Annotated in this window: 20 protein-coding genes and 2 tRNA genes; 8 read left to right on the top strand and 14 right to left on the bottom strand. The window is 53.9% G+C overall.

What is annotated here, in order from left to right; genetic code table 11:
• Positions 1-24 precede the first annotated feature (24 nt).
• From rpoB to ACSPJT_RS06945, 12 genes are all read right to left on the bottom strand, one after another.
• Positions 25-3,966 carry a DNA-directed RNA polymerase subunit beta gene (gene rpoB / locus ACSPJT_RS06890; RefSeq protein ID WP_435895633.1) on the bottom strand — a complete coding sequence of 1,314 codons (3,942 nt, stop codon included), beginning with the start codon at positions 3,964-3,966 and terminating at the stop codon, positions 25-27.
• Between the two features lie 444 nt (positions 3,967-4,410).
• Positions 4,411-4,785 carry a 50S ribosomal protein L7/L12 gene (gene rplL, locus ACSPJT_RS06895; protein WP_435895634.1) on the bottom strand — a complete coding sequence of 125 codons (375 nt, stop codon included), beginning with the start codon at positions 4,783-4,785 and terminating at the stop codon, positions 4,411-4,413.
• Positions 4,786-4,998: 213 nt separating this feature from the next.
• Positions 4,999-5,505 carry a 50S ribosomal protein L10 gene (rplJ, locus tag ACSPJT_RS06900; RefSeq protein WP_435895635.1) on the bottom strand — a complete coding sequence of 169 codons (507 nt, stop codon included), beginning with the start codon at positions 5,503-5,505 and terminating at the stop codon, positions 4,999-5,001.
• A gap of 23 nt (positions 5,506-5,528) precedes the next feature.
• Positions 5,529-6,227, bottom strand: coding sequence for a 50S ribosomal protein L1 (rplA, locus tag ACSPJT_RS06905; RefSeq protein ID WP_435895636.1), 699 nt, complete (start codon positions 6,225-6,227; stop codon positions 5,529-5,531).
• Positions 6,228-6,361: 134 nt separating this feature from the next.
• Positions 6,362-6,790, bottom strand: a complete 429-nt coding sequence (gene rplK / locus ACSPJT_RS06910; protein ID WP_435895637.1) for a 50S ribosomal protein L11 — start codon at positions 6,788-6,790, stop codon at positions 6,362-6,364.
• A gap of 85 nt (positions 6,791-6,875) precedes the next feature.
• On the bottom strand, positions 6,876-7,445 hold the full coding sequence (gene nusG, locus ACSPJT_RS06915; protein WP_435895638.1) for a transcription termination/antitermination protein NusG: 570 nt from the start codon (positions 7,443-7,445) through the stop codon (positions 6,876-6,878).
• Positions 7,446-7,529: 84 nt separating this feature from the next.
• On the bottom strand, positions 7,530-7,757 hold the full coding sequence (secE, locus tag ACSPJT_RS06920) for a preprotein translocase subunit SecE (RefSeq protein ID WP_435895639.1): 228 nt from the start codon (positions 7,755-7,757) through the stop codon (positions 7,530-7,532).
• A 78-nt stretch (positions 7,758-7,835) separates the two neighbouring features.
• Positions 7,836-7,910 (bottom strand) — tRNA-Trp (locus ACSPJT_RS06925).
• 163 nt (positions 7,911-8,073) lie between these two features.
• Positions 8,074-9,258, bottom strand: coding sequence for an elongation factor Tu (gene tuf / locus ACSPJT_RS06930; protein ID WP_435895640.1), 1,185 nt, complete (start codon positions 9,256-9,258; stop codon positions 8,074-8,076).
• Positions 9,259-9,360: 102 nt separating this feature from the next.
• A tRNA-Thr gene (locus ACSPJT_RS06935) sits at positions 9,361-9,435 on the bottom strand.
• A 684-nt stretch (positions 9,436-10,119) separates the two neighbouring features.
• A complete protein-coding gene (locus tag ACSPJT_RS06940; RefSeq protein WP_435895641.1) occupies positions 10,120-10,854 on the bottom strand; it encodes a TorF family putative porin in 735 nt (244 codons plus the stop codon).
• Between the two features lie 165 nt (positions 10,855-11,019).
• The gene (locus tag ACSPJT_RS06945) at positions 11,020-12,363 is read right to left on the bottom strand and encodes an ammonium transporter (protein ID WP_435895642.1); all 1,344 of its coding nucleotides are present in this window, start codon (positions 12,361-12,363) and stop codon (positions 11,020-11,022) included.
• Between the two features lie 207 nt (positions 12,364-12,570).
• Between ACSPJT_RS06945 and ACSPJT_RS06950 the strand changes: the two genes are divergently transcribed.
• The 8 genes from ACSPJT_RS06950 to ACSPJT_RS06985 all read left to right on the top strand — a co-directional run bounded on the left by ACSPJT_RS06950 (position 12,571) and on the right by ACSPJT_RS06985 (position 20,396).
• Positions 12,571-13,896: an ammonium transporter gene (locus ACSPJT_RS06950; protein ID WP_435895643.1), complete on the top strand. Its 1,326-nt coding sequence runs from the start codon at positions 12,571-12,573 to the stop codon at positions 13,894-13,896.
• A gap of 135 nt (positions 13,897-14,031) precedes the next feature.
• Positions 14,032-14,775 carry a type III pantothenate kinase gene (locus ACSPJT_RS06955; RefSeq protein ID WP_435895644.1) on the top strand — a complete coding sequence of 248 codons (744 nt, stop codon included), beginning with the start codon at positions 14,032-14,034 and terminating at the stop codon, positions 14,773-14,775.
• 3 nt (positions 14,776-14,778) lie between these two features.
• Entirely contained in the window at positions 14,779-15,741 is a 963-nt protein-coding gene (locus ACSPJT_RS06960) for an ROK family protein (protein WP_435895645.1), read from the top strand.
• Between the two features lie 63 nt (positions 15,742-15,804).
• Positions 15,805-16,617 carry a 3-deoxy-8-phosphooctulonate synthase gene (gene kdsA, locus ACSPJT_RS06965; RefSeq protein WP_435895646.1) on the top strand — a complete coding sequence of 271 codons (813 nt, stop codon included), beginning with the start codon at positions 15,805-15,807 and terminating at the stop codon, positions 16,615-16,617.
• Positions 16,618-16,635: 18 nt separating this feature from the next.
• Complete coding sequence (locus ACSPJT_RS06970; protein ID WP_435895647.1) at positions 16,636-18,210, top strand: hypothetical protein; 1,575 nt, start codon at positions 16,636-16,638, stop codon at positions 18,208-18,210.
• Between the two features lie 77 nt (positions 18,211-18,287).
• Positions 18,288-19,106, top strand: coding sequence for an LPS export ABC transporter ATP-binding protein (lptB, locus tag ACSPJT_RS06975; protein WP_435895648.1), 819 nt, complete (start codon positions 18,288-18,290; stop codon positions 19,104-19,106).
• 95 nt (positions 19,107-19,201) lie between these two features.
• Entirely contained in the window at positions 19,202-19,792 is a 591-nt protein-coding gene (hpf, locus tag ACSPJT_RS06980; protein WP_435895649.1) for a ribosome hibernation-promoting factor, HPF/YfiA family, read from the top strand.
• A 103-nt stretch (positions 19,793-19,895) separates the two neighbouring features.
• Positions 19,896-20,396 (top strand): hypothetical protein, encoded by a 501-nt coding sequence (locus tag ACSPJT_RS06985; RefSeq protein ID WP_435895650.1) that lies wholly within the window; start codon positions 19,896-19,898, stop codon positions 20,394-20,396.
• Positions 20,397-20,445: 49 nt separating this feature from the next.
• On the opposite strand, the gene ACSPJT_RS06990 is transcribed toward ACSPJT_RS06985, so the two are convergent.
• Both ACSPJT_RS06990 and ACSPJT_RS06995 read right to left on the bottom strand, forming a co-directional pair.
• On the bottom strand, positions 20,446-20,946 hold the full coding sequence (locus ACSPJT_RS06990; RefSeq protein ID WP_435895651.1) for a hypothetical protein: 501 nt from the start codon (positions 20,944-20,946) through the stop codon (positions 20,446-20,448).
• 85 nt (positions 20,947-21,031) lie between these two features.
• Positions 21,032-21,403 (bottom strand): globin, encoded by a 372-nt coding sequence (locus ACSPJT_RS06995; protein ID WP_435895652.1) that lies wholly within the window; start codon positions 21,401-21,403, stop codon positions 21,032-21,034.
• Positions 21,404-21,415: the final 12 nt, after the last annotated feature.

Genomic DNA, 21,415 nt, shown 5'->3' on the forward strand with positions numbered 1-21,415 from the left:
GTTAGGTTCGGTTGTTTACTGCGGTTAGAGTGTGAGGTCATCGAGTGAGAAGTCAGCACCACCGGCCTTCGGCTTGCCACCCGTTCCAGGGCGGACGTCGAGGCAGAGTGACTGCATTTCTTTCATCAGAACGTTGAACGACTCCGGAGTGCCTGCCTCGAGGGTGTTATCCCCTTTGACGATGGCTTCGTAGATTCGTGTGCGGCCCTGCACGTCATCAGACTTGACGGTAAGGATTTCCTGAAGGGTGTAAGCGGCGCCATAGGCTTCGAGTGCCCACACCTCCATCTCACCGAATCGCTGACCACCGTATTGGGCCTTACCACCGAGCGGCTGCTGGGTAACAAGACTGTATGGACCAACGGCACGGGCGTGGATCTTATCCGCGACCAAGTGACCGAGCTTCAGCATGTAGATCATGCCGACCACGACAGGGTTCTGGAAGGCTTCACCGGTGCGACCATCGTAGAGGGTCGACTTACCAGCGATGGTGCCGTCTTTGCCGTCACCGATCCAAGTGTAACCCAGACCTTCTTTCTCGTCTTTCTTACGCTCACGGAGTTCACCGTTATCGCCGACGTATTTGACGCCGTCGACTTGCTTGGCTTTGCTCATGAACTTCCAGATCTCAGCTTCAGGGATACCATCGAAAATCGGGGTAGCCACGGTGAATCCGAGGGCTTTGGCTGCGACACCGAGGTGGGTCTCAAGAACCTGACCGACGTTCATCCGGGAAGGAACACCGAGTGGGTTCAAGCAGATCTCCACTGGAGTTCCGTCGCTAAGGTATGGCATGTCCTCTTCAGGAACGATGGTCGCGACAACACCTTTGTTACCGTGACGACCGGCCATCTTATCACCGACGCTGAGCTTACGCTTGGCGGCGACGAAGACTTTAACTTCCTTGATGGCACCTGGATCGATTTCATCACCACTCTCGAGTTGGTCGAGGCGACGTTCACGGTCTGTGTCCAGCTCTGAGAAGCGGCTTTCGAAGGAGGAAATGATTTCAAGGATCTTGTTACGGATCGGAGAAGGATCGATTTCGATGTGATCGTAGATCGCGGCGAGCTTACGGAGAAGCGTCTTGGTGATCTTACGGTTGGCCGGGATGATGATCTCACCAGACTGGGCGTTGACGACATCAAGTGGGATTTTCTCCCCGAGAAGGATGTCAGAGAGCTTCTCAGTGAGTTGCTCGGTGAGTTGGTCCTTCTTCTTCTTGTAATCATCGTTGATCTTCTTGACCTGCTTCTTCAGCTTGGCTGGATCGAGCTCGTTCTCGCGCTTGCGGGCAAGACCGTGGGTGACCACGCGGATGTCTTGGACGATACCGGTGCAACCGGAAGGAACACGCAGTGAGGTGTCCTTCACGTCAGCAGCCTTCTCACCGAAGATGGCGCGCAGGAGGCGCTCCTCTGGGGCGAGTTCGGTCTCGGACTTCGGAGTGATCTTACCGACGAGGATGTCGCCAGGCTTCACCTCGGCACCGATGCGGATGATTCCGTCGTGGTCGAGATTCTTCAGAGCTTCGTCACCGACGTTAGGAATGTCACGGGTGATTTCCTCAGGTCCCAGTTTGGTGTCACGTGCAGCGCACTCGAACTCGGAGATGTGGATGGAGGTGTAGATATCCTCTTTCACCACCTTCTCGGAGATAACGATGGCATCCTCGAAGTTGTAACCGTTCCATGGCATGAACGCGACCAGGATGTTACGTCCCAATGCGAGTTCGCCGCCTTCGGTGTTAGGTCCGTCTGCGAGTACGTCGCCTGTTTTCACCTTGGTGCCTTTTTTCAGAATTGGCTTCTGGTTCAGGCAGGTTCCGGCGTTTGAACGCATGAACTTACGAAGTGGGTAAACGAAGACTCCTTTGGCAGGGTTGCTCTTCACGGAATTGATATCGGAGAGGAACTTCTCGTCTGAGACTGGAAGCTCGCCGTCCAAAGTGGTGACGATGATCTCTGCGGTGGCGGCGGCGATGATGCCGTCTGCCTCTGCTGTGACCACAGCGCGTGAGTCAGCGGCGGCCTTGGCTTCAAGTCCGGTGCCCACAAGTGGTGCATCAGAGATCAGAAGCGGCACACCCTGGCGCTGCATGTTAGCACCCATCAGGGCGCGGTTAGCATCATCGTGCTCCAGGAACGGAATGATACCGGCGGCCACGGAAACGAGCTGTTTCGGTGAAACGTCCATGTATTGAACCGTCGTTGGATCCACCTCGATGAACTCACCACTTTCGCGGGCGGTGATTTTCTCGGTGAGAAAGTTGCCTTTCTTATCGATCGGGTTGTTCGCCTGGGCAATGAGGAACTCTTCCTCTTGGTCCGCGGTGACGTATTCGATCTGGTTAGTGACCTTGCCGTTTTTCACCTGACGGTATGGAGTCTCGATGAAACCAAATTCGTTGATGCGGGCGTAGGTGCAAAGGGAGTTGATCAGACCGATGTTTGGACCCTCGGGGGTTTCAATCGGGCAGATACGGCCGTAGTGGGAAGTGTGAACGTCTCGCACTTCGAAACCGGCACGATCGCGGTTCAAACCACCCGGTCCGAGAGCGGACAGACGGCGTTTGTGAGTCAGCTCGGCCAGAGGGTTGGTCTGGTCCATGAACTGGGAAAGCTGGGAACGACCGAAGAAGTCACGGATGACAGCACTGAGTGCTTTCGGGTTGATCAGCTTCTGTGGGGTCATACCTTCGAGGTTGACGTCGAAGAGAGTCATGCGCTCCTTGACCAGACGCTCTGTGCGGGCAAGACCGACACGGCACTGGTTACCAAGAAGTTCACCGACGGCACGCACACGACGTGAGCCAAGGTGATCGATATCGTCGAGAACACCCTCACCTTTTTTCAGGCGGAGGAGGTATTTGACAGCACCGAGGAAATCCTCAGGAACCATAACGCGGGCGTATGGATCAACGTTGAGCTTGAGCTTCTGGTTGATCTTGTAACGACCGACGCGAGTCAGGTCATAACGCTTCTCGTCGAAGAACAGGCGGTGAAGCAGGGCCTTGGAGTTAGTGGTGGTCGGCGGATCACCGGGGCGCAGCTTACGGTAGATGTCCTTGAGAGCGGACTCCTCATCGTGTGCGGGGTCTTTCTTGAGGGACTTGAGAAGGATTTCGTCTTCGCGTGAGTCGATGACATCGATGGTCTTGTGGCCGAGCTCATCGAGCTGGCGGACGATACCGATGGTCAATGGCTCGTAGGCCTTAGCGATGACAAGCTCACCGTCGAGGATGTCTTCGAAGGTGACTTTCTGGGCCAGCTCTTCCTCGTCGGCTTTGGCTCCGAGGTAGGTTTTGAGCTTAAGCTTCTCGATGCTGTAGAACTGCTCGCAGAGGTCACGATCGGTCGGCCAACCCATGGCGCGAAGGAAAGTGGTGGCAAGGAACTTCCGACGACGGCGGCGGCGGTCGAGGTAGACGTAAAGCAGATCGTTGGTATCGAACTGGGTTTCAAGCCATGATCCGCGGTCAGGAATGATGCGGAATGAGTGGAGAAGTTTACCGTTGAGGTGAGTGGATGTCTCGAAGCAGATACCGGGTGAACGGTGCAGCTGGGAAACGATGACACGCTCGGCTCCGTTGATCACGAAGGTTCCACGACGGGTCATCATCGGCATTTCGCCCATGTAAACACGCTCTTTCTTGGTGCCGGTTTCGTCTTTCAGTTTGAAAGTGACGTAGAGTGCGGCACTGAAGGTCTCACCGGTCTGGAGGGACTGGAGTGCAGTGGCCTTAGGCTCCTCGATGTCATAGGCAATAAATTCGAGGGTGATTGCTTCATCGTAGCTTTTGATCGGGAAGATCTCACAGAAAACTGCCTGAAGTCCGGTGTCCTCGCGCTGAGATGCGGGGATGGCTTGTTGCAAAAAGTCCTCGTAGGATTTGCTCTGAACCTCGATCAAATTCGGGGGTTCGATAACTTCCTCAATCGTTCCGTAGTAGCGTCTTTCGGCCATAATAATTAGTGGGTATGAGCTGGTGTTTGGCTTGTTTTGACAACGCGAGGCGCAGGCTTTTTCCACGTTCAGCCGAGAGGCAGGTTCGCCCGCACTGTTTCCAGTCCGGGCTTCGTGGGTAGCTTGTTAGCTTCAGGTTGTTAGGTTGTGGTGAATTTCCGGGGAACGTCTTCCCTGGCGATTCACGAGCGGGTTTCAAAGATGGCTGCGGTGGGTTTGCCGCCGTGGTTGACCTGTGACAGTCATCCTTGAATGCCGCGCGTGGAATGCGGTATGGTGATGGGGTTTGGTCCCTTTTGCGGAGGAACCGATACGGGAGAAGTTGAATTTGTCAAATTCTACCCGGATGGCTGACTTGTATGTGGTGCGTGCTGGCAGAGGCACCACACACAAAGAAAGCCTTAGGGTTGCGTAGAACTGGTCTATGCAAGCGCAAGTAGAGGACTACTTGAGCTCAACCTTGGCACCAGCTTCTTCAAGCTTGGCCTTGGCTGCGTCAGCGTCGTCTTTAGATGCGCCTTCAAGTACGGGAACGGGAGCGCTCTCGACAAGTTTCTTGGCATCTGCAAGACCGAGTCCGCTAGCAACTTCGCGCACTGCCTTAATGACAGCGATCTTGTTACCACCGGCTTCTGCAAGCACGACGTCGAATTCAGTTTTTTCCTCAGCAGCTTCAGCAGCGGCAGCAGGTGCAGCAGCGACAGCAGCAGGAGCAGCGGCGGATACGCCCCACTCTTCTTCGAGGGATTTTACAAGCTCAGCGGCTTCAAGCACGGTGAGTTTGCCCAGTTCTTCAGCTAGTTTAGTTAAGTCAGCCATTTTATTTTTCTCCTTTTGTTGGTTACGTCGCGCCCGGAGCTTCCGGACATTTCAGCTCTTATGCCTAAGATCCGACGTGGGAACCTTATTTTGTATCAGGCGCCTCCCTGGAGGGGGTGAGCGCCATCCGTTCAGATTGTTTTATTGTTATTAGAAACAGGAAGTTGGAAATTGGTTGAGTGTGCCGCCTTGGGGGCGGCAGAACTCTTAAAATTAACCTTCGTGTTTTGCTTTGATGACGCGGGCCAGTGATGCGGCAGGCTCGTTGAGGACGCGGACCAGCGCGGTGGCAGGTGCGTTGATGGTGCCTAGCAGGGTAGCAAGCAGGACTTCGCGGGATGGAAGATCGGCAAGCGCGGTGATTTGCGCGGTGTCGAGCACGTCGCCGTCGAGGATACCGGTCTTAACTTCAGGCTTCTTGAACTCCTTGACGAAGTTCTTGATGGTCTTGGCAGCACCACAGACATCGGATTCACCGGTGACGAAGGCTGTTTGGCCGAGAAGCTGATCGCTGATGTCAGGAAGCTTGGCATTTTCCAGAGCTTTGCGCATGTAGCTGTTTTTGGCTACGTGACACTCGGATCCGTTTTCGCCGAGGCGATTGCGGAGCTCGTCAAACTCAGGGACGGTCATGCCGGTGTAGTCAACTACCAGGACAAACGGTGAGGAATTCACGCGCTCGAAGAGCTCGTCGATGATGTATTTCTTATCAGGATTCATGGTCGTGTTTTTCCTTGGGTTGATTAGTTGATGGCGTAAAGGGAAGCTTCGAGAGCAACACCCGGGCACATGCTGGCGGCGAGGGTGACGTTTTCGATGTAGTTACCTTTGGCGGTTGCGGGCTTGGCCTTGATGACGCTTTCGATCAGGGCACTGGTGTTTTCGGTAAGCTGGGCTTCACTGAATGAGGCCTTACCGATGGCAGCAGAGACGTTACCGTTTTTATCGAGTTTGTAGTCGATGCGGCCTGCCTTGACGGCGTTGACGGCAGCGGCTGTGTCATCGGTGACAGTGCCGGTCTTAGGGTTCGGCATGAGGCCGCGTGGTCCGAGGACACGGGCAATCTTGCGAACTTCAAGCATGGCGTCTGGTGTGGCGATGGCGGCGTCGAAATCGGTGAAACCGTCTTGGACTTTCTTGATCAGATCTTCCATGCCGACTTCATCGGCTCCTGCGGCTGTAGCGGCTTTGGCGGCGTCTCCAGTAGCGAAGACAACAACGCGGACGCTCTTACCGGTGCCGTGTGGCAGGGCAACAGATCCACGAACCATTTGATCGCTCTTACGAGGATCAACGCCGAGGCGGAATGAAAGTGTGACGGTGGGGTCAAACTTGGGTGCGGGAAACTTTTTGATGATTCCTACTGCGTCTGCTAGGCCGTATTGCTTGTCGGAGTCGACAAGTTCGGCCGCCTTCTGGTAGCGTTTGCTTTTTTTGCTCATTGTATTATTTGCAGTGCGGGCGAACCGTCCAGTGTGGACTGGCTCTCCTGCGGGTTGAATCAGGCTGCGCCTGAAGTGATCGGTGTGCAGTGATCAGTCATCAGTGAGGACTGTTAACTGCGCACGGAGATGGATTACATGCCTGTGATTTCGAGGCCCATTTGACGGGCTGTGCCGGCAAGGATCTTGGCGGCTTGCTCGGGATCGTTGGTGTTAAGGTCAGAGATTTTCTGGTCAACCACTTCCATGAGTTGCTTCTTGGTGATGGAACCGCAGCTCTTGGTGTTAGGCTCACCGGAACCGGAGGCGATTTTAGCGGCCTTCTTGAGGAGGACAGCTGCCGGTGGGTTCTTGGTGATGAAGGTGAACGACGCGTCTTTGAAGACGGTGATCACGGTGGGAAGGAGATCGCCAGCCTGCTTTTGAGTAGCGGCATTGAAGTCCTTACAGAACTGCATGATGTTCACGCCGGCCTGACCGAGGGCGGGACCTACTGGTGGGGACGGGTTTGCTTGACCTGCTTGGATTTGCAGCTTGAGAACTTGTTTTACTTCCTTAGCCATGGTGGTGGTAGTTAGATGTTGGTGTTTGGTATGGTTAAATGATTCCGTTTTTCACGGCTACATTAAGAGAGAGTGTGTGGATGGCTTAGCCTTTTTCGACCTGCCAGGCTTCGAGCTCCACGGGAGTGGCGCGGCCGAAGATGGTGACTGAGACGAGGAGTTTGCCAGTTTCGTGATCGATTTCCTCGATGATGCCGGTCTGACCTTCGAACGGACCGTCGCCGACTTTGACACTGTCGCCAGTTTCGAAGCTGATGGCTGGGCGGATATTTTCTTCGCGTTCTTTGATCTGGCCGAGCATGCCGTCGACCTCACGCTGACGCATGGGGATGGGCTTGTCCTTGGTTCCGGCGAAGCCGATGACGCCGTCCATCTCTTTGATGAAGTACCAAGTTTTCTCAACGAGGCTGTTGTCTTCAGCGAAGAGCTTCATGTTGACGATGATGTAGCCAGGGAAGAACTTGCGTTTGGTTTCGATCTTTTTGCCTTTGCGATTCTCTTCGACACGCTCCTGGGGAACGAGGACTTCGAAAATGTAGTCGCCCATTTCCTCGGACTCGACCAAGCGATTAATACGGTCGCGAACCTTCTGCTCCTGGCCGGAGAGAACGTGGACGACGAACCACTGCTTGCGGGCTTCTGGGATGGCTGGCATAAGATCGAGTTAGGAAAAGTGGTGATGTGGAAAGTGAAATGCTTTGGCGGGTGCAGCATGCGCTGTGCCGAAGCGGAGGGAAATTTAGTGACCGAGTCCGGTCAAAAGGCCGATGACCTTGGTGGCGAGCACGTCAAAGAGGGAAACGAATCCTGCGAGCAGAATCATGGCGATGAGCACCACGATGGTTGAGTCGATCAGCTCTTTATATTTCTGGAAGCCCTTGGCTTTGGGATCGTTATCCCAGGGCCAGGAGGCCTTGCGGAGTTCGGCTTTAACTTCGTGAATGAAGGTGGCGATTTTCCTAAACATGCTGCGGTTTTGTGTAAGACCCGGTTGGCACAAGCCTTGGGGATCTTGAGTTTGAGTTGGACGTTGGGTTGAAAAAGCTGGCAGGGAAGACAGGACTCGAACCTGCAACTTTCGGTTTTGGAAACCGACGCTCTACCATTGAACTACTTCCCTGTGTTGTTTTGCTTTTTCCAGTGAACCGAGATATCCGGTTCGGGATCGAGAGTGCTTTAGGCGATTGAGGGGCACCCCGGCGGCTATCCACCGGAGTGCCCCTGAAAACCAGCCTTTCGGCAATCTGGCAACCTCGGGGAGAGGCGGCCAGATTTTAGAGGGATTAGACGAGGATATCGCCTACACGACCGGCACCAACGGTGCGACCACCTTCGCGGATAGCGAAGCGCATGGTCTTCTCCATGGCGATCGGTGTGATGAGTGTTACTTCAAGCTCGACGTTGTCGCCAGGCATGACCATCTCAACGCCGTCAGGAAGCTTGATGCTGCCGGTAACGTCTGTGGTACGGAAGTAGAACTGAGGACGGTAGTTGCTGAAGAATGGTGTGTGACGACCACCTTCATCCTTGGAAAGAACGTAGATCTCACCCTTGAATACGGTGTGAGGAGTTACGCTGCCTTTCTTGGCGATAACCTGACCACGCTCAAGGTCGTCTTTCTTAAGACCACGCATGAGGAGACCGACGTTGTCACCGGCACGACCTTCGTCGAGCAACTTACGGAACATTTCGATGTCAGTAACGGTAGTGGTTTGTGTGTCGCGGATACCGACGATTTCAACCTCTTCCATTTTCTTGACGATACCGCGCTCAACACGACCGGTAGCGACGGTGCCGCGACCTTCAATGGAGAACACGTCCTCGATAGGCATGAGGAAGTCTTGATCAACTGGGCGCTCTGGCTCAGGAATATAGCTGTCAACAGCTTCCATGAGCTTGAGGATGTTTGCCTTGTGGTCGGCATCACCTTCAAGAGCTTTAAGAGCAGAACCTTTGATGACTGGAATGTCGTCACCAGGGAATTCGTAAGCGCTGAGGAGTTCGCGGATTTCCATTTCGACGAGTTCGAGGAGTTCCTCGTCGTCGACTTGGTCAGTCTTGTTCATGAATACAACAAGAGCTGGGACACCAACCTGACGTGCAAGCAGGATGTGCTCACGAGTCTGTGGCATTGGACCGTCTGCAGCGGAAACAACAAGAATACCACCGTCCATTTGAGCGGCTCCGGTGATCATGTTCTTCACGTAGTCAGCGTGACCTGGGCAGTCAACGTGTGCATAGTGACGGTTTTCGGTCTCATACTCAACGTGTGCAGTGGAGATGGTGATACCGCGCTCACGCTCTTCAGGAGCGGCGTCAATATCAGCATATGCCTTAGCAACACCGCCACCTGCCTCTGCGAGGATGGTGGTGATAGCTGCGGTGAGAGTGGTTTTGCCGTGGTCAACGTGGCCGATGGTGCCGACGTTAACGTGTGGCTTGGTTCTTTCGAATGCTTCTTTAGCCATGGTATTTTCTTTGGTTTGTTTGCCCTTGCGGGCCGCTGGTTTTCTTTGTGGGTGATGCCGCCCACTTATGAAGCGGACGAATCGGTGATTTTTTCTTCTGACTGGAGCTCCTGAGCGGATTTGAACCGCTGACCTCGTCCTTACCAAGGACGCGCTCTACCACTGAGCTACAGGAGCTTTTCGCCCTAAGTCACTTTCCTTTGATCCTCCTTGGAAAACTCCGGTTTCAATCTCGTTCAACCGAGATAAAAAACAGCGTCTCCACAAGGGTTACCGTGGGAAAGCGGGCGGCAAGCTAGCAGAGAGCGGACTTCTGTCAAAAAAAATCTCTGCCTTTTCTTCTTTTTTTAACCAGTCCCTGAAATTCATTGATTTTCACGCAATCCATTCATCTATATTGATATTAATATTCACTGAAAGAAACTTGCTCTAATATCGCCGAGACCAAGATCTTTCCGACCGTCCAATGCCAATGAACACAGTGAAAAAGGCCACCTCAAGGAGCAAAACCCACTCGCCTCATCAGCAATCCCGAAGGCCCAACATCATACACTAACATGATACGCTGCAAATTCGTGGAAAAAAGCTCCCCGAAGCAGATTTCAGCCTACCCTCCCGCGCCCAAGGGATGAAATGCGTTTCCATGAATCCTAATCGCGCAGGCAGAACACACGGGGCTGAAACCGTATCCCCTATATATAGACCAAGGTCGCCAACGAGCGCCATCCATCAGTCGAAATACCGCCAGTTTTGCCGACATATAACTCGCTCATAGATGCACAACAAAAAATGGAGGCCCGCACGATGGCGAACCCCCATTTTTCCAGACAACTGGATTATCCCTAATCCAGCAAGAATTGGTTAGAACGAGTAGCTGAGTGTGACACCTCCGAAGAAGAGATCTTCACTGCTTCCGTCGTCGTAGTCGTTGCTGAGGTCGCTGCCTGCACCGACGAACTTGATGTATGGAGTCAAGGTCATGTTTTCGCGGACGCTCCATGGAAGAGCCACTTTCGCGAAGTAGTGGTTGAAACCGTCAAGTGGACCGCCGTCTACGTCAGCGTTGTAGTCGAAGCTGTAAGCCGCGCCGACTGCAAGGTCGAGGCTGACGCAAGGGCTAAGCTCGTAGCTCTTGGTAGCTTCAAACTCGAGGTATCCGCCGTCGATGACATCGATGTCCTCGAAGTAAGTGAGCGAAAGACCAAGACCACAGCTGAGCTCGGTGGAAACACCGATGTAAACTTCGTCTGTGTTAGAAGAACTGGCGCCTGGGAAGTCGTAGTAAGTATAACCGACGCTAACGTCGACTTTACCGATCGTTTTAGTCAGGCCGATGTAGTAGTCGACTTCTTCGAAGTCACCGCCTCCGCCGCCGTTGGCATCAGCATACCAAATACCTCCGGAAAGTGAGAAGCCACTGCCAAGGTCATAGCTGAGGTCGATTCCGCCTTCATAGAGGTCGTCACCGAAGTCAACACCACGGAACTCGTAAATGGAGTGGTAACCAGCGTGGATCTCGGTTTCGAGCTCAGCGTGCGCGGAGGTGGCTGCAAGCATTGTGCCGCCGATCATTAGTGATTTAATAACATGTTTCATAATCATTTGCTTTGAATGGTAAGCAACGGCAATCAAGCAAGCTGCGTGCCAACCTTCCAATACAATCGAAAATTTGTTTTAAACCCCAGAATTCCAGTAAACAAAAAAACCAGGACCCCATATGAGTCCTGGTTTTGAAAAGCTAAGGAGCGAAGTAAATAAGTATCAGGCCTCCCAGTTATAAGCCTCCTCACTGTGCTCAGTGCGGTCGAGGCCTCCGTGCTCGACGTCTTCATCGACCCGAACTCCGCGGCAGAGCAATTTAGCGGCAACCATTGCCACGACTGCGGCGACGCCACTCCAGATGACGGTCACAATCACACTTTTAGCCTGAATCCAGAACTGACCAAGGCCGCCCAACGGACCATCATAACCCTCGCGGATGAATACTCCGGTCAACAAGGCACCGACGATTCCACCGATACCGTGAACACCAAAGACGTCCAAGCTGTCGTCATAGCCGAGCATGTGCTTGAGCTTGGTGGCGGCAAAATAACACACTAGGCTGGAGATCGCGCCAATTGCCAAGGCACCTTCCACTCCTGTGGATCCCGCTGCCGGAGTGACGGCTACCAGACCAGCCACAGCACCCGTGGCCACACCCACTGCGGTGGGTTTTTTAGAAATAATCCATTCAAGTGCCAACCATACCACAAGGGCGGAAGCCGTTGCGATCTGTGTCGTCAGCATTGCCATACCGGCAGAACCACTGGCCCCACCTGCGGAACCAGCATTGAAACCAAACCAGCCCACCCAAAGCAAGGCGGCGCCGATAAGAACATAAGGCACATTGTGCGGAACCAGTGACGGCCCTGGGTAACCCTTACGTTTTCCGATGAAGATACAGGCGACCAGACCGGCAACACCGGCATTGATGTGCACCACGTTACCGCCAGCAAAGTCGAGCGCATGCTGATGAACTCCCATCAACCAGTTGCCTTCCTCGCCACCGTTGAACAGGCCGCCGCCCCAGACCATGTGCCACATGGGCAAGTAGGACAGCACCGTCCAGATGATCGTGAAGACAAGAACGGCAGAGAATTTCATCCGTTCGGCAAAGGCACCCACGATGATTGCCGGGGAAATGATCACAAATGTCATCTGGAACACGACCCAGACACTTTCAGGAATGGTTCCTCCCTCCATCACACTCGCCTCAGTGATATGCTTGAGGAAAACAAAGCTGTTGTCCCAGCCGAAGTAGGCATTGCCCTCGCCACCTGCAGCCATCGCGTAGCCGAAAACGACCCAAATCAGGGACATGATACCGGCCATGGCAAAACATTGCACAAAAATGCTCAGCACGTTTTTGGCGCGGACCAAACCACCGTAGAACAGGGCAAGTCCGGGTAGACACATCATTAGCACGAGCAGTGTCGAGGTCAGCATCCAGGCAGTGTCACCGCTGTCAATGGCAGGAGCCTCGTCCTGTGCGGAAGCGAGTGAAGTTCCCGCCATGAACAGCAGAGGAATCAGAGAGTATTTGAAATATAGGGATAATGTTTTCATTGGATTAATCGGTTGTCAGGATTGCGGGTGACTGAGAACGGGCCACAAGAATTTTTTTCATTCTCCGGCAGCATCGCTTTGCACACGCGCGCGAAAAAATCAGCAACCACCGTGCCAACATTATTTTTATTTTATCTTCATCAGACGACTGATTTTGGCACGGCTCATGCTTGGTGATCCTTGTTCAACCAACACAAACCACAGTCCATGACTATCAAATCCATACTACCAGCATCCCTGTTACTTTTAGGTGCAGGCACATTGCTCGCCCAAGATGAACCGCCGACCGATTACGCCAAATTCGAAGGCAGTGCTGAATACGTTAAATTCGCCCTCAATAACCTCTGGATCCTCATATCCGCCGCATTGGTCTTCCTGATGCACCTTGGCTTCGCCAGCCTTGAATCCGGTTTATGCCAGAGAAAAAACACCGTGAACATTCTGTTCAAAAACTGCTTCATCATTGCGATGGGTGTGATCACCTACTACCTCGTCGGTTTCAACACTCACTACCCAGCTGAGTGGCAAATGGACGGCTTCCTCGGACTCGGCGGACCTGCAGGCGCAGAAGCCGGCAGCACCTCATTCACCTCGGAATACAACCCTGGCTACACCTACTGGTCAGACTTCATCTTCCAGGCGATGTTTGCCGCCACCGCAGCCACCATCGTCTCCGGTGCAGTCGCAGAGCGTGTTAAGCTGAGTTCTTTCCTGATCTTCGCTACTCTTCTGGTAGCCTTCGCTTACCCAATCGCCGGTTCATGGCACTGGGGCACCGGTTTCCTTAGCCGCCTTGGTGACGGTGACGCCGCATTCTATGACTTCGCTGGCTCCACTGTGGTGCACGCCTTCGGTGGATTTGCCGCCCTTGCCTGTGTGATCGTTCTCGGACCACGTGCCGGAAAATACACCAAGGAAGGCCTCAAGCCTATCCTCCCCTCCAACCTGCCACTGGCTACCATCGGTGCCTTCCTTCTCTTCCTCGGTTGGTTCGGATTCAACGGCGGTTCCGTTCTTTCTGCTGACGCCCAAGGTGTTTCCACCGTGTTCGTCACCACTGCCCTGGCAGCATGTGCAGGCGCACTGACCAGCATCGCTACCGCTTGGGTAGTGCTGAAAAAGCCTGACCTTTCCATGGCCCTCAACGGTTTCCTCGCTGGCCTCGTAGGCATCACAGCTGGCGCCGATGCCATCTCACCTGGCCTGTCTCTGGTAGCTGGCGGTGTAGCCGGTGTCCTGGTGGTCTTCTCCATCCTGTTCTTCGACAAGATCAAAATCGACGACCCAGTGGGTGCCATCTCGGTTCACGGTGTCTGCGGTATCTGGGGAACTCTGGCAGTAGCCCTCCTTGGAGGCGGCGCCAACCTCGGTTCACAGTTGATCGGTATCGTTTCAGTCTGTGCCTTCGCCTTCGTCTTCTCCTTCGTCCTCTTCTTCATCCTCAAACTCATCATGGGTGTCCGGGTAGATGCCGAGGAGGAAAGTGAAGGTCTGGATGTAGCCGAGCACGGCGCACCAGCATACAATCCATAACGGCTCTCCCTGAGAGTGTTAAACCGGAGGGGTAGCGGTACCCTTCCGGTTTTTTTGTGCCCGGATCACTGACGGAGGTTTTTTCAGCCAGTGCTTCCCTTTTCCCGCCAGACACGCCTAGAATGCCACACCATCATGCGCCTGCTGCTAATCGACAACTCTAACACCCGCACCAAGTTTGCCCTCGCAAGCCGCGAAAAGCTCGAAGATTGGCGGACAACCATCAACACACCGGAGATCTCAGTAGGCTCACTCGGCAAGGAATTGGCGGACATCGAATGGGATTTCAGCATCGTCAGTTCTGTTGTCCCTGCCAAGGCCGAGATTCTGGTGGATTACCTTTCGGAGAAACCCTGCCACTTGCTCAGCCATCGCAGCAAACTGCCGATTGGGATCGATTATCCCAAGCCTGAACAGATCGGTGCCGACCGCTTGGCCAATGCCGCCGCCGCTTTTGAGATGTTTGGCGGCTCTGCGATCGTTCTCGATTTCGGCACCGCTGTCACCTTTGACGTCCTCGGACCATCAGGAGATGGGAAATCCGTTTATCAGGGAGGCGTCATCGCCCCCGGCCTGGCATCCATGACGGAGGGATTGGCCCGCCGCACTGCCTTGCTACCCCACATTGAACTTGAAGAACCCGCTCAAGCCATCGGCAAATCCACCGAGCAGGCGATGCTGGCTGGCGCCGTATTCGGCTATCGGGGACTGGTTCGGGAAATCATCAATCAGATCCGCAGCGAACTGCCCGGTGACGCAGAAATCATCGCCACAGGCGGCGATGCCACGCTTATCACTCGCGGTCTGCCGGAAATAACTCATCATTGCCCGCAGCTTACTCTTGAAGGATTGCGTCTGATCGCCAATCTTAACACCTAGACAATGACTCACTCGCCCACTCATCCCGCCACTTCCCTTGGAATCGACTTTGGAGGAACCTCCGTCAAATTTGGCGTTGTCCAAGGACATAACGTTATCGACAGCGCACCGGCCATTGCCACTGATGACTTCACAGAACCCTCACCTTTGATCGATGCCATTGTTCGCGTCGTCGAGGATTTGCGCCAACACCACCCGGGAATTTGTGCGATCGGTGCAGGCGTTCCTGGCTTTGTCAATTTCCGCACCGGCACCATTCACAATCTTACCAACGTCGCAGGCTGGACCAATATCCCGCTGCGCGAAATCCTCCACCTGCGCACCGGCCTACCGGTAACTGTGGAAAACGATGCCAACTGCATGGCCTACGCCGAGTGGAAAGAAGGCGCGGGCCGGGGCATGAACCATTTGGTCTGCATCACACTCGGCACCGGAGTCGGCGGTGGCATCATCAGCCACGGCCAAATGCTCCGTGGGGCGAATTCCGTCGCCGGAGAGCTCGGCCAGATGTCGATCGATTATCAAGGCCGCCAAGGCGCATATGGCAACCTCGGCTCACTGGAAGATTACATCGGCAACAATGAAATCGCTGCGGACGCGCGCGAATTTTACGCAAGCAAGGGCGTCGAGCGCAGTGTCACAGACTGCACCCCGGCCGCCCTCTCACAAGCTGCCAACAACGGCGATGAAATAGCCGTCGAAATCTGGAAAAACATCGCGGCCAAATTAGCGACTTCTGTGATGAACGCCTGCTGGTTATTAAATCCGGAAGCGATCATTATCGGCGGTGGCGTGGCCAAAGCCGGCCCGCTGCTGTTTGATCCCCTGCTGCAGAGTCTTCATACCCAGCTTTCCCCGGCCTTCCACGAGCATCTGAAAATTCTACCTGCGCAATTCTGCAATGACGCCGGAATTATCGGGGCTGCTGCGCTCGCTCTTGAGGAGTCAGAGAAATCGCACTATTAGGCATATATTTATCGTGCCTTCTCAAGCTTCCGTGCTTAGTCTGAATAGCAGTCTTCTTTTATCATGAGTCAAATCGGCAATCTTACCCTTAACCCTTCTTCGCCCTTTTTTATTCTCGGCCCCTGCGCCTTGGAATCTGAGGAATTCGCCTGGCAAATGGCCCGCTCGCTCAAAGAAATCGCTGAGCGAACCGGTATACAATTTGTTTTTAAAGCATCCTACGACAAGGCGAACCGAACATCGGTCGACTCCTTCCGGGGCCCTGGCGTCAAGGAGGGCTGCCGCATTCTCGGTGAAATCGGCAAAGAGCTCGGTCTCCCCGTCACCACCGATGTGCACACCCCCGAGGAAGCTGAGATCGCTGCGGAAACCATCGATTTCCTCCAGGTCCCTGCTTTTCTCTGCCGCCAGACCGATTTACTCGAAGCCTGCGCTAAAACAGGTCGACCCCTTAACGTCAAAAAAGGCCAGTTCCTCGCCCCTTGGGATGTCTCTAACATCGCTGGAAAACTTCAGCACTTCGGCTGTGAGGATTTCTACATCACCGAGCGAGGATCCAGCTTTGGATATAACAACCTCGTCACCGACATGCGCTCACTCTACTGGATGCGCGACATGGGGCTGAAGGTTATTTTCGATGCCACGCACTCAGTGCAGCGCCCCGGAGGACTCGGGGGAACCACTGGCGGCGATGGCATACTCGCTCCCGTCCTTGCCCGTGCCGCCGTCGCCACCGGAGTCGACGGCGTGTTCATGGAAACTCACCTGAATCCTGAAAAAGCATTCTCGGACGGACCTAATCAGATACCGCTCGATCAAATCGAGGCCGTGCTGGTGAAACTCCTCGCTGTCCATAAGGCGGCCCACTCGGAATAATCTTTCCACTCACAGCTCATGGCTGAAAAACTTCATAGTCCCTGCCAACACTCGATGATGCCGTCTCGGCTTCTCACGGCAGGGCTGACTGCTGCCATCTTGCCGATTTTACCACTGGCACAGGCTCAGGAAAAAACGGATCCGCCCCAAGCCGAAGACCCCACTCAAGGTTCCCTCCCCACCCTCGATATTCTTCCAGAGGGGAGCATCCTACGACGCGTTAGAATCCCTCGATACGATAAGGACTTCAACCCGACCTCACTGCTCAGCGCGGAGACCCTAACTGTGCTCGATGGGGAACGCATTGACGGACTGGGCATCACCATCGAGCTATACGGAAAAGATGGTTCCGTTGAAGCCCGCACCAAGATGCGGCACGCCATTTACAACCAAAAACGCTCCACTCTGCACGCCAGTGAAGCCGTCTTCGTCCAAGGAAAAAACTACGTCGCATCCGGCACAGGCTTGGTTTTTCATTGGAAAACGAACCGGGGATTTCTTCTCGGTCCAGCCTCCACCAAGTTCAAACAAACGACGCCAACCAAATCGACAGCCATGAAGCTCAATTCCTCTCATCCGTCACTCTCCGTCGCAAGCTCTCTGATCGCCCTAACAGGATTCTCCACCAGCCTCCTCGCGGAACCTCCCAAGCGCCTAACATCTGAACAACTGGCCGAGCTGGACCAGCTGAATCGCCCGATGAAACATCAGGTCGAAGCACTGCAGCAGACTACACGTGGAACCGTGGAGGAAGATCTACGCATGAACAGCGAGGCTGACTCAGTCATGGGCCCATTCCTCAAACGCATCGGCCAAAGTTCACTCCTCGTTCAAAAGGCTGGCACCGACAAGGAAACGAAAAAACCAACCGAAGTAGAAGACAAACCAAGCACAGACGAATCAGGAAAAGCAGCTGACGACAAAGCTCCGGCCCCTAAAGCTGCGGCTCCAGTGCCCACACTGAAAGTCGAATGCGATGGTGGCCTCTACTTTGACACAGACACCGGTATCCTAGCCTATCTGAAAAATGTCCGCCTGACAGAACCCCGTTTCAAACTGACCTGCAGTGACGAGCTGAAGGTCTTCCTCGCTCAAAAACCAGCCAAGAAAGCTGAGCCAGCCAAAAGTGACAAGACCACTGAGAAAGCTACTGAGACAGATCAATCAAAGTCCGCGGAGACAGCAACTCCGCCTACCACCGAAAAGAAAGACGCCGACGCTAAGAAACCAGCGAAAGAAGAAGAAGAAGACGCCAAGAAGGACGACGGCCTGGCCGGCTTCGGCGACCTCAAGCGCATCATCGCCACAGGCAAGGTCAAAGTGACCCGCAAGGACGAGAACGGCAACCTCTTCATCGCGACTGCGGAAAGCGCCAGCTATGACGCCAGCACCGGTGAAATGATCCTCCGCGGCGGGCTCCCTCGTCTTCAGACCGGCCCTAACCAATACCTGCAATCACTCGCTCCCGGCCAGTACATCCGAATTCTCGGCAATGGAAAATTCATCACCGAAGGAAAATGGCGCATGGAGACACCGACCAAAACCACCACACCGAAGAAAAAGCCAGCCACACCTCGTAAGAAAACTCCTTGAGACCCGAGGAACGACACTAGGAGCTTGTCTTCTTCACAGTCTGCCTGCTACGCTTCACTTCTGAATTTATCCGACCCATGCACGATACCTCCATGGAATCCATGCCTACTACAGCCCCCGCCCCATCCGGACCCATCCATCTAGGCGGAGCCTCGCGTCGGGACACCGCTACCCTGCTAGAGGCGAAAGACCTGATGAAGACCTACGCCGGTCGCACCGTAGTAAACCACGTAAACCTCACCGTGCGCCAAGGCGAAATCGTTGGACTGTTAGGCCCTAACGGGGCTGGAAAAACGACCTCGTTTTACATGATCGCTGGCCTGATTCCCCCAGATGCGGGAGTGGTCAGCTTCAGTGGCAATGACATCTCTAACTTACCGATGCACAAACGTGCCCGCCTCGGTATGGGTTACCTCCCCCAGGAGGAATCCATCTTCCGCCACCTCACAGTGGAAGGCAACCTGATGGCCGTGCTCGAGACTCGCCGCGAACTCAGCCGGAAAGAGCGCAAGATGCGAGCAGACCAACTGCTCGAACGCTTCCATATTTCCAAACTTCGCAAGTCCGAGGCCCTTGCTCTATCTGGTGGAGAGAAACGACGCCTCACCATTGCCCGCTCGCTCTGCACGAATCCCACGCTACTCATGCTGGACGAACCCTTCGGTGGCGTCGACCCGATTGCTGTGGGTGATATCCAGAAAATCGTTTGCGAATTACGCGACGAGGACGGACTCTCTATTCTAATCACAGACCACAACGTAAGAGAAACGCTACACATAGTTGACCACGCCTATTTGCTGCACGAAGGTAAACTTATACTCGAAGGCGAGGCCAAAGAAATAGCGGCCGACCCGCTTGCCAGAAAACACTACCTCGGCGAGGACTTCGTGCTCTAACAAAAAAACAATCTGAACTGCAACCCCGAAAAACTAACGAACTCAATATTCATTCGAGTTCTAACAACGTAATACAAAAGAAAGGAAAAAATAAGATGCAAACAGCAAATGCCAACACCCAAGTAACCGTCACCGTCCGCCACGAGGAGATCACAGATTCCCTGCGCGATTACGCTACCAAAAAAATACAGGGTCTGCATCTCGACTACCCGAAAATCATCGAGGCCAAGGCGATCCTCGATGTGCAGAAGAACCGTCACATTGCGGAAATCATTCTCTTCTGTGCCAATCACATCACCATTGATGCTTCGACGGAAGGCAAGGACATGTATGCCGCCATCGATGAAACAATTTCCAAGATCGCCCGCCGCATGCGCAAACATAAAACGCGCCTTCTGAAAAAGCACCGACCTAAGCCGGAGGATACGATCAAGCATCTGGACGAAAAAGTCTATGCCGCCAACTTCCTCGACGATCTCAATGACGAAGAGGAGTCCGAGCACGATCCAGAACCAATGATCATCCACCGCGAAAGCTACCGCCTACGCACGATGCTCAAGGAAGACGCCATCATGGCGCTGGAGCTCTCTGACAAGCCGTTCATCGTCTACAACAACGAACGCCGAAACGTCACCCAGATCCTCTACCGTCGCAGCGACGGCGACTACGCGATCATCGAGCCGTAAGCGAAGAGCTTAAGCCATTTATCAAGCCCTGTGTCTCATTCCCGAGGCTCAGGGCTTTTTCTTTCTTTTCTCATCAGCTCTAACTCACTAGTCTGAAATTATTATGAAATCGTTCATCCTACTTACACTCCTATCAATCAGCTGTCTCCATGCCCAAGATATCTCCGAGGAAGAAATCAATCCGCCGGTCAAAGTCGAACGTCCGATACTCTACCCATTTGACGTCACCATCGGAGGCCAGAAGGCCGTGATGCAGGAAGGGAACATTTTATTTGCCGTGATAGAAAACCCGGTGAAACCAGACGCCTTGTTAGAAATCGAAACAGAGGCACCTATGCTCATCATCAATGCCTTCGAGGTGAAAGAAAACGGCGAAGTCATGGCCCCCGGACAACAGCCAGCGATCATCTTCGCACGCACCACCAAGTCGACCAAGCTGGATGCCACCATGGATAAAAAGCCTCTGAAACCAGGACGTTACTTGATCAACGTCGTCGCCAACGGAGCCACTTCTCGTGTTGTTTTTGTGGTAGATGACAAATCCGGAAAGCTGAAAATACCCAGCCTAAAATCTCTGGTGGATTACCTGAAGAGTAAAGGGTAGCAAAACCAAGAGCCATCCTCAGCTTAGATCGGGCGCGTGCAAGGGGCGTCTAACCGCGCTCCAGTTTCTCAAGCTTGACGACTACTCTCCTTGGGAATTTTGACTTACCTCCATTTTGAGAGGTCGCTGTGATGTATTGGTGCTGCCAAGAGAGTTCAACTTGATCACCTGGCTTGAGGTCCTTGATAACTTTACCCAGAACGGTTAGATCATTGCCGTTATTGTCTTTATCCAGCGGCTTTTTGTCGAAGTCACTCACCTGAATCAGATAGGTGGTCTGTTTGGGGTCTCCATACTTCCCCTCTTTTTCATACTTCGTATACTCGGTGATTTCAAATTGCGCATACTCTCCCGAATCTCCGCATCGCTCCGGGCAACGCGATGTTCTCCCCATGCATCGCCGGTATACAAGCCCTTTGAAGACAGCCTTGGTCTCATGAATTGAGAGCACCGCTACCTCCTCAGCCGGTTTTTCAAGGGCTGGCTTGTCTGCTGAGGCGGAAAGAACGGTCAGGGTGGCCACCGTCAGGCACAAAAGTATGTTTTTCATACCTCTCATTGTGCTGCGAGCCACAATTTGTGACAACTAATTTTACTAAATTCTCCGTAGCTGCCCACAATGGGAACTCAGCTTCTCACTGGTTGCGCATGTTGTGCGCTACCATGGTGAAAAAGGTGCGGAGGTCCATCTGGATGGATGCCGGCACCTTGGTCTCATTCATCGCCTCGTCCATCAGCTCCAGCCAGCGCAGGGCTTCTGGCTCGCCAATGGCGAAAGGAGCGTGACGCATACGCAATCGCGGATGGCCACGCTTTTCCAAATATCTCTGATCCCTACCAAAGCGGAATAGAAGGAAGTCACGCAAGCGTTCCTCCGCACCCGCCATATCCTCCTCGGGATACATCGGCCCAATCAAGTCGTCGGTTTTGATCCGCTTGTAAAATGCGGCACACAACTTGGTGAACCCAGCCTCGCCGAGGATGGTGTAGATGACGGCTTCGTCCATTCTTTCAGTAGG

The organism is Oceaniferula spumae, from assembly GCF_042849255.1.
Taxonomy (GTDB): domain Bacteria; phylum Verrucomicrobiota; class Verrucomicrobiia; order Verrucomicrobiales; family Akkermansiaceae; genus Oceaniferula; species Oceaniferula spumae.

What these genes read in the sequence shown, in the direction of transcription:
- ACSPJT_RS06945 (WP_435895642.1), bottom strand. Translation starts at nt 12,363, where the DNA reads ATGAAAACATTATCCCTATATTTCAAATACTCTCTGATTCCTCTGCTG.
- ACSPJT_RS06990 (WP_435895651.1), bottom strand. Translation starts at nt 20,946, where the DNA reads ATGAAAAACATACTTTTGTGCCTGACGGTGGCCACCCTGACCGTTCTT.
- rplJ (WP_435895635.1), bottom strand. Translation starts at nt 5,505, where the DNA reads ATGAATCCTGATAAGAAATACATCATCGACGAGCTCTTCGAGCGCGTG.
- tuf (WP_435895640.1), bottom strand. Translation starts at nt 9,258, where the DNA reads ATGGCTAAAGAAGCATTCGAAAGAACCAAGCCACACGTTAACGTCGGC.
- hpf (WP_435895649.1), top strand. Translation starts at nt 19,202, where the DNA reads ATGCAAACAGCAAATGCCAACACCCAAGTAACCGTCACCGTCCGCCAC.
- kdsA (WP_435895646.1), top strand. Translation starts at nt 15,805, where the DNA reads ATGAGTCAAATCGGCAATCTTACCCTTAACCCTTCTTCGCCCTTTTTT.
- ACSPJT_RS06985 (WP_435895650.1), top strand. Translation starts at nt 19,896, where the DNA reads ATGAAATCGTTCATCCTACTTACACTCCTATCAATCAGCTGTCTCCAT.
- ACSPJT_RS06940 (WP_435895641.1), bottom strand. Translation starts at nt 10,854, where the DNA reads ATGAAACATGTTATTAAATCACTAATGATCGGCGGCACAATGCTTGCA.
- ACSPJT_RS06970 (WP_435895647.1), top strand. Translation starts at nt 16,636, where the DNA reads ATGGCTGAAAAACTTCATAGTCCCTGCCAACACTCGATGATGCCGTCT.
- rplA (WP_435895636.1), bottom strand. Translation starts at nt 6,227, where the DNA reads ATGAGCAAAAAAAGCAAACGCTACCAGAAGGCGGCCGAACTTGTCGAC.
- ACSPJT_RS06995 (WP_435895652.1), bottom strand. Translation starts at nt 21,403, where the DNA reads ATGGACGAAGCCGTCATCTACACCATCCTCGGCGAGGCTGGGTTCACC.
- rplK (WP_435895637.1), bottom strand. Translation starts at nt 6,790, where the DNA reads ATGGCTAAGGAAGTAAAACAAGTTCTCAAGCTGCAAATCCAAGCAGGT.
- rpoB (WP_435895633.1), bottom strand. Translation starts at nt 3,966, where the DNA reads ATGGCCGAAAGACGCTACTACGGAACGATTGAGGAAGTTATCGAACCC.
- rplL (WP_435895634.1), bottom strand. Translation starts at nt 4,785, where the DNA reads ATGGCTGACTTAACTAAACTAGCTGAAGAACTGGGCAAACTCACCGTG.
- ACSPJT_RS06955 (WP_435895644.1), top strand. Translation starts at nt 14,032, where the DNA reads ATGCGCCTGCTGCTAATCGACAACTCTAACACCCGCACCAAGTTTGCC.
- secE (WP_435895639.1), bottom strand. Translation starts at nt 7,757, where the DNA reads ATGTTTAGGAAAATCGCCACCTTCATTCACGAAGTTAAAGCCGAACTC.
- ACSPJT_RS06950 (WP_435895643.1), top strand. Translation starts at nt 12,571, where the DNA reads ATGACTATCAAATCCATACTACCAGCATCCCTGTTACTTTTAGGTGCA.
- nusG (WP_435895638.1), bottom strand. Translation starts at nt 7,445, where the DNA reads ATGCCAGCCATCCCAGAAGCCCGCAAGCAGTGGTTCGTCGTCCACGTT.
- ACSPJT_RS06960 (WP_435895645.1), top strand. Translation starts at nt 14,779, where the DNA reads ATGACTCACTCGCCCACTCATCCCGCCACTTCCCTTGGAATCGACTTT.
- lptB (WP_435895648.1), top strand. Translation starts at nt 18,288, where the DNA reads ATGCACGATACCTCCATGGAATCCATGCCTACTACAGCCCCCGCCCCA.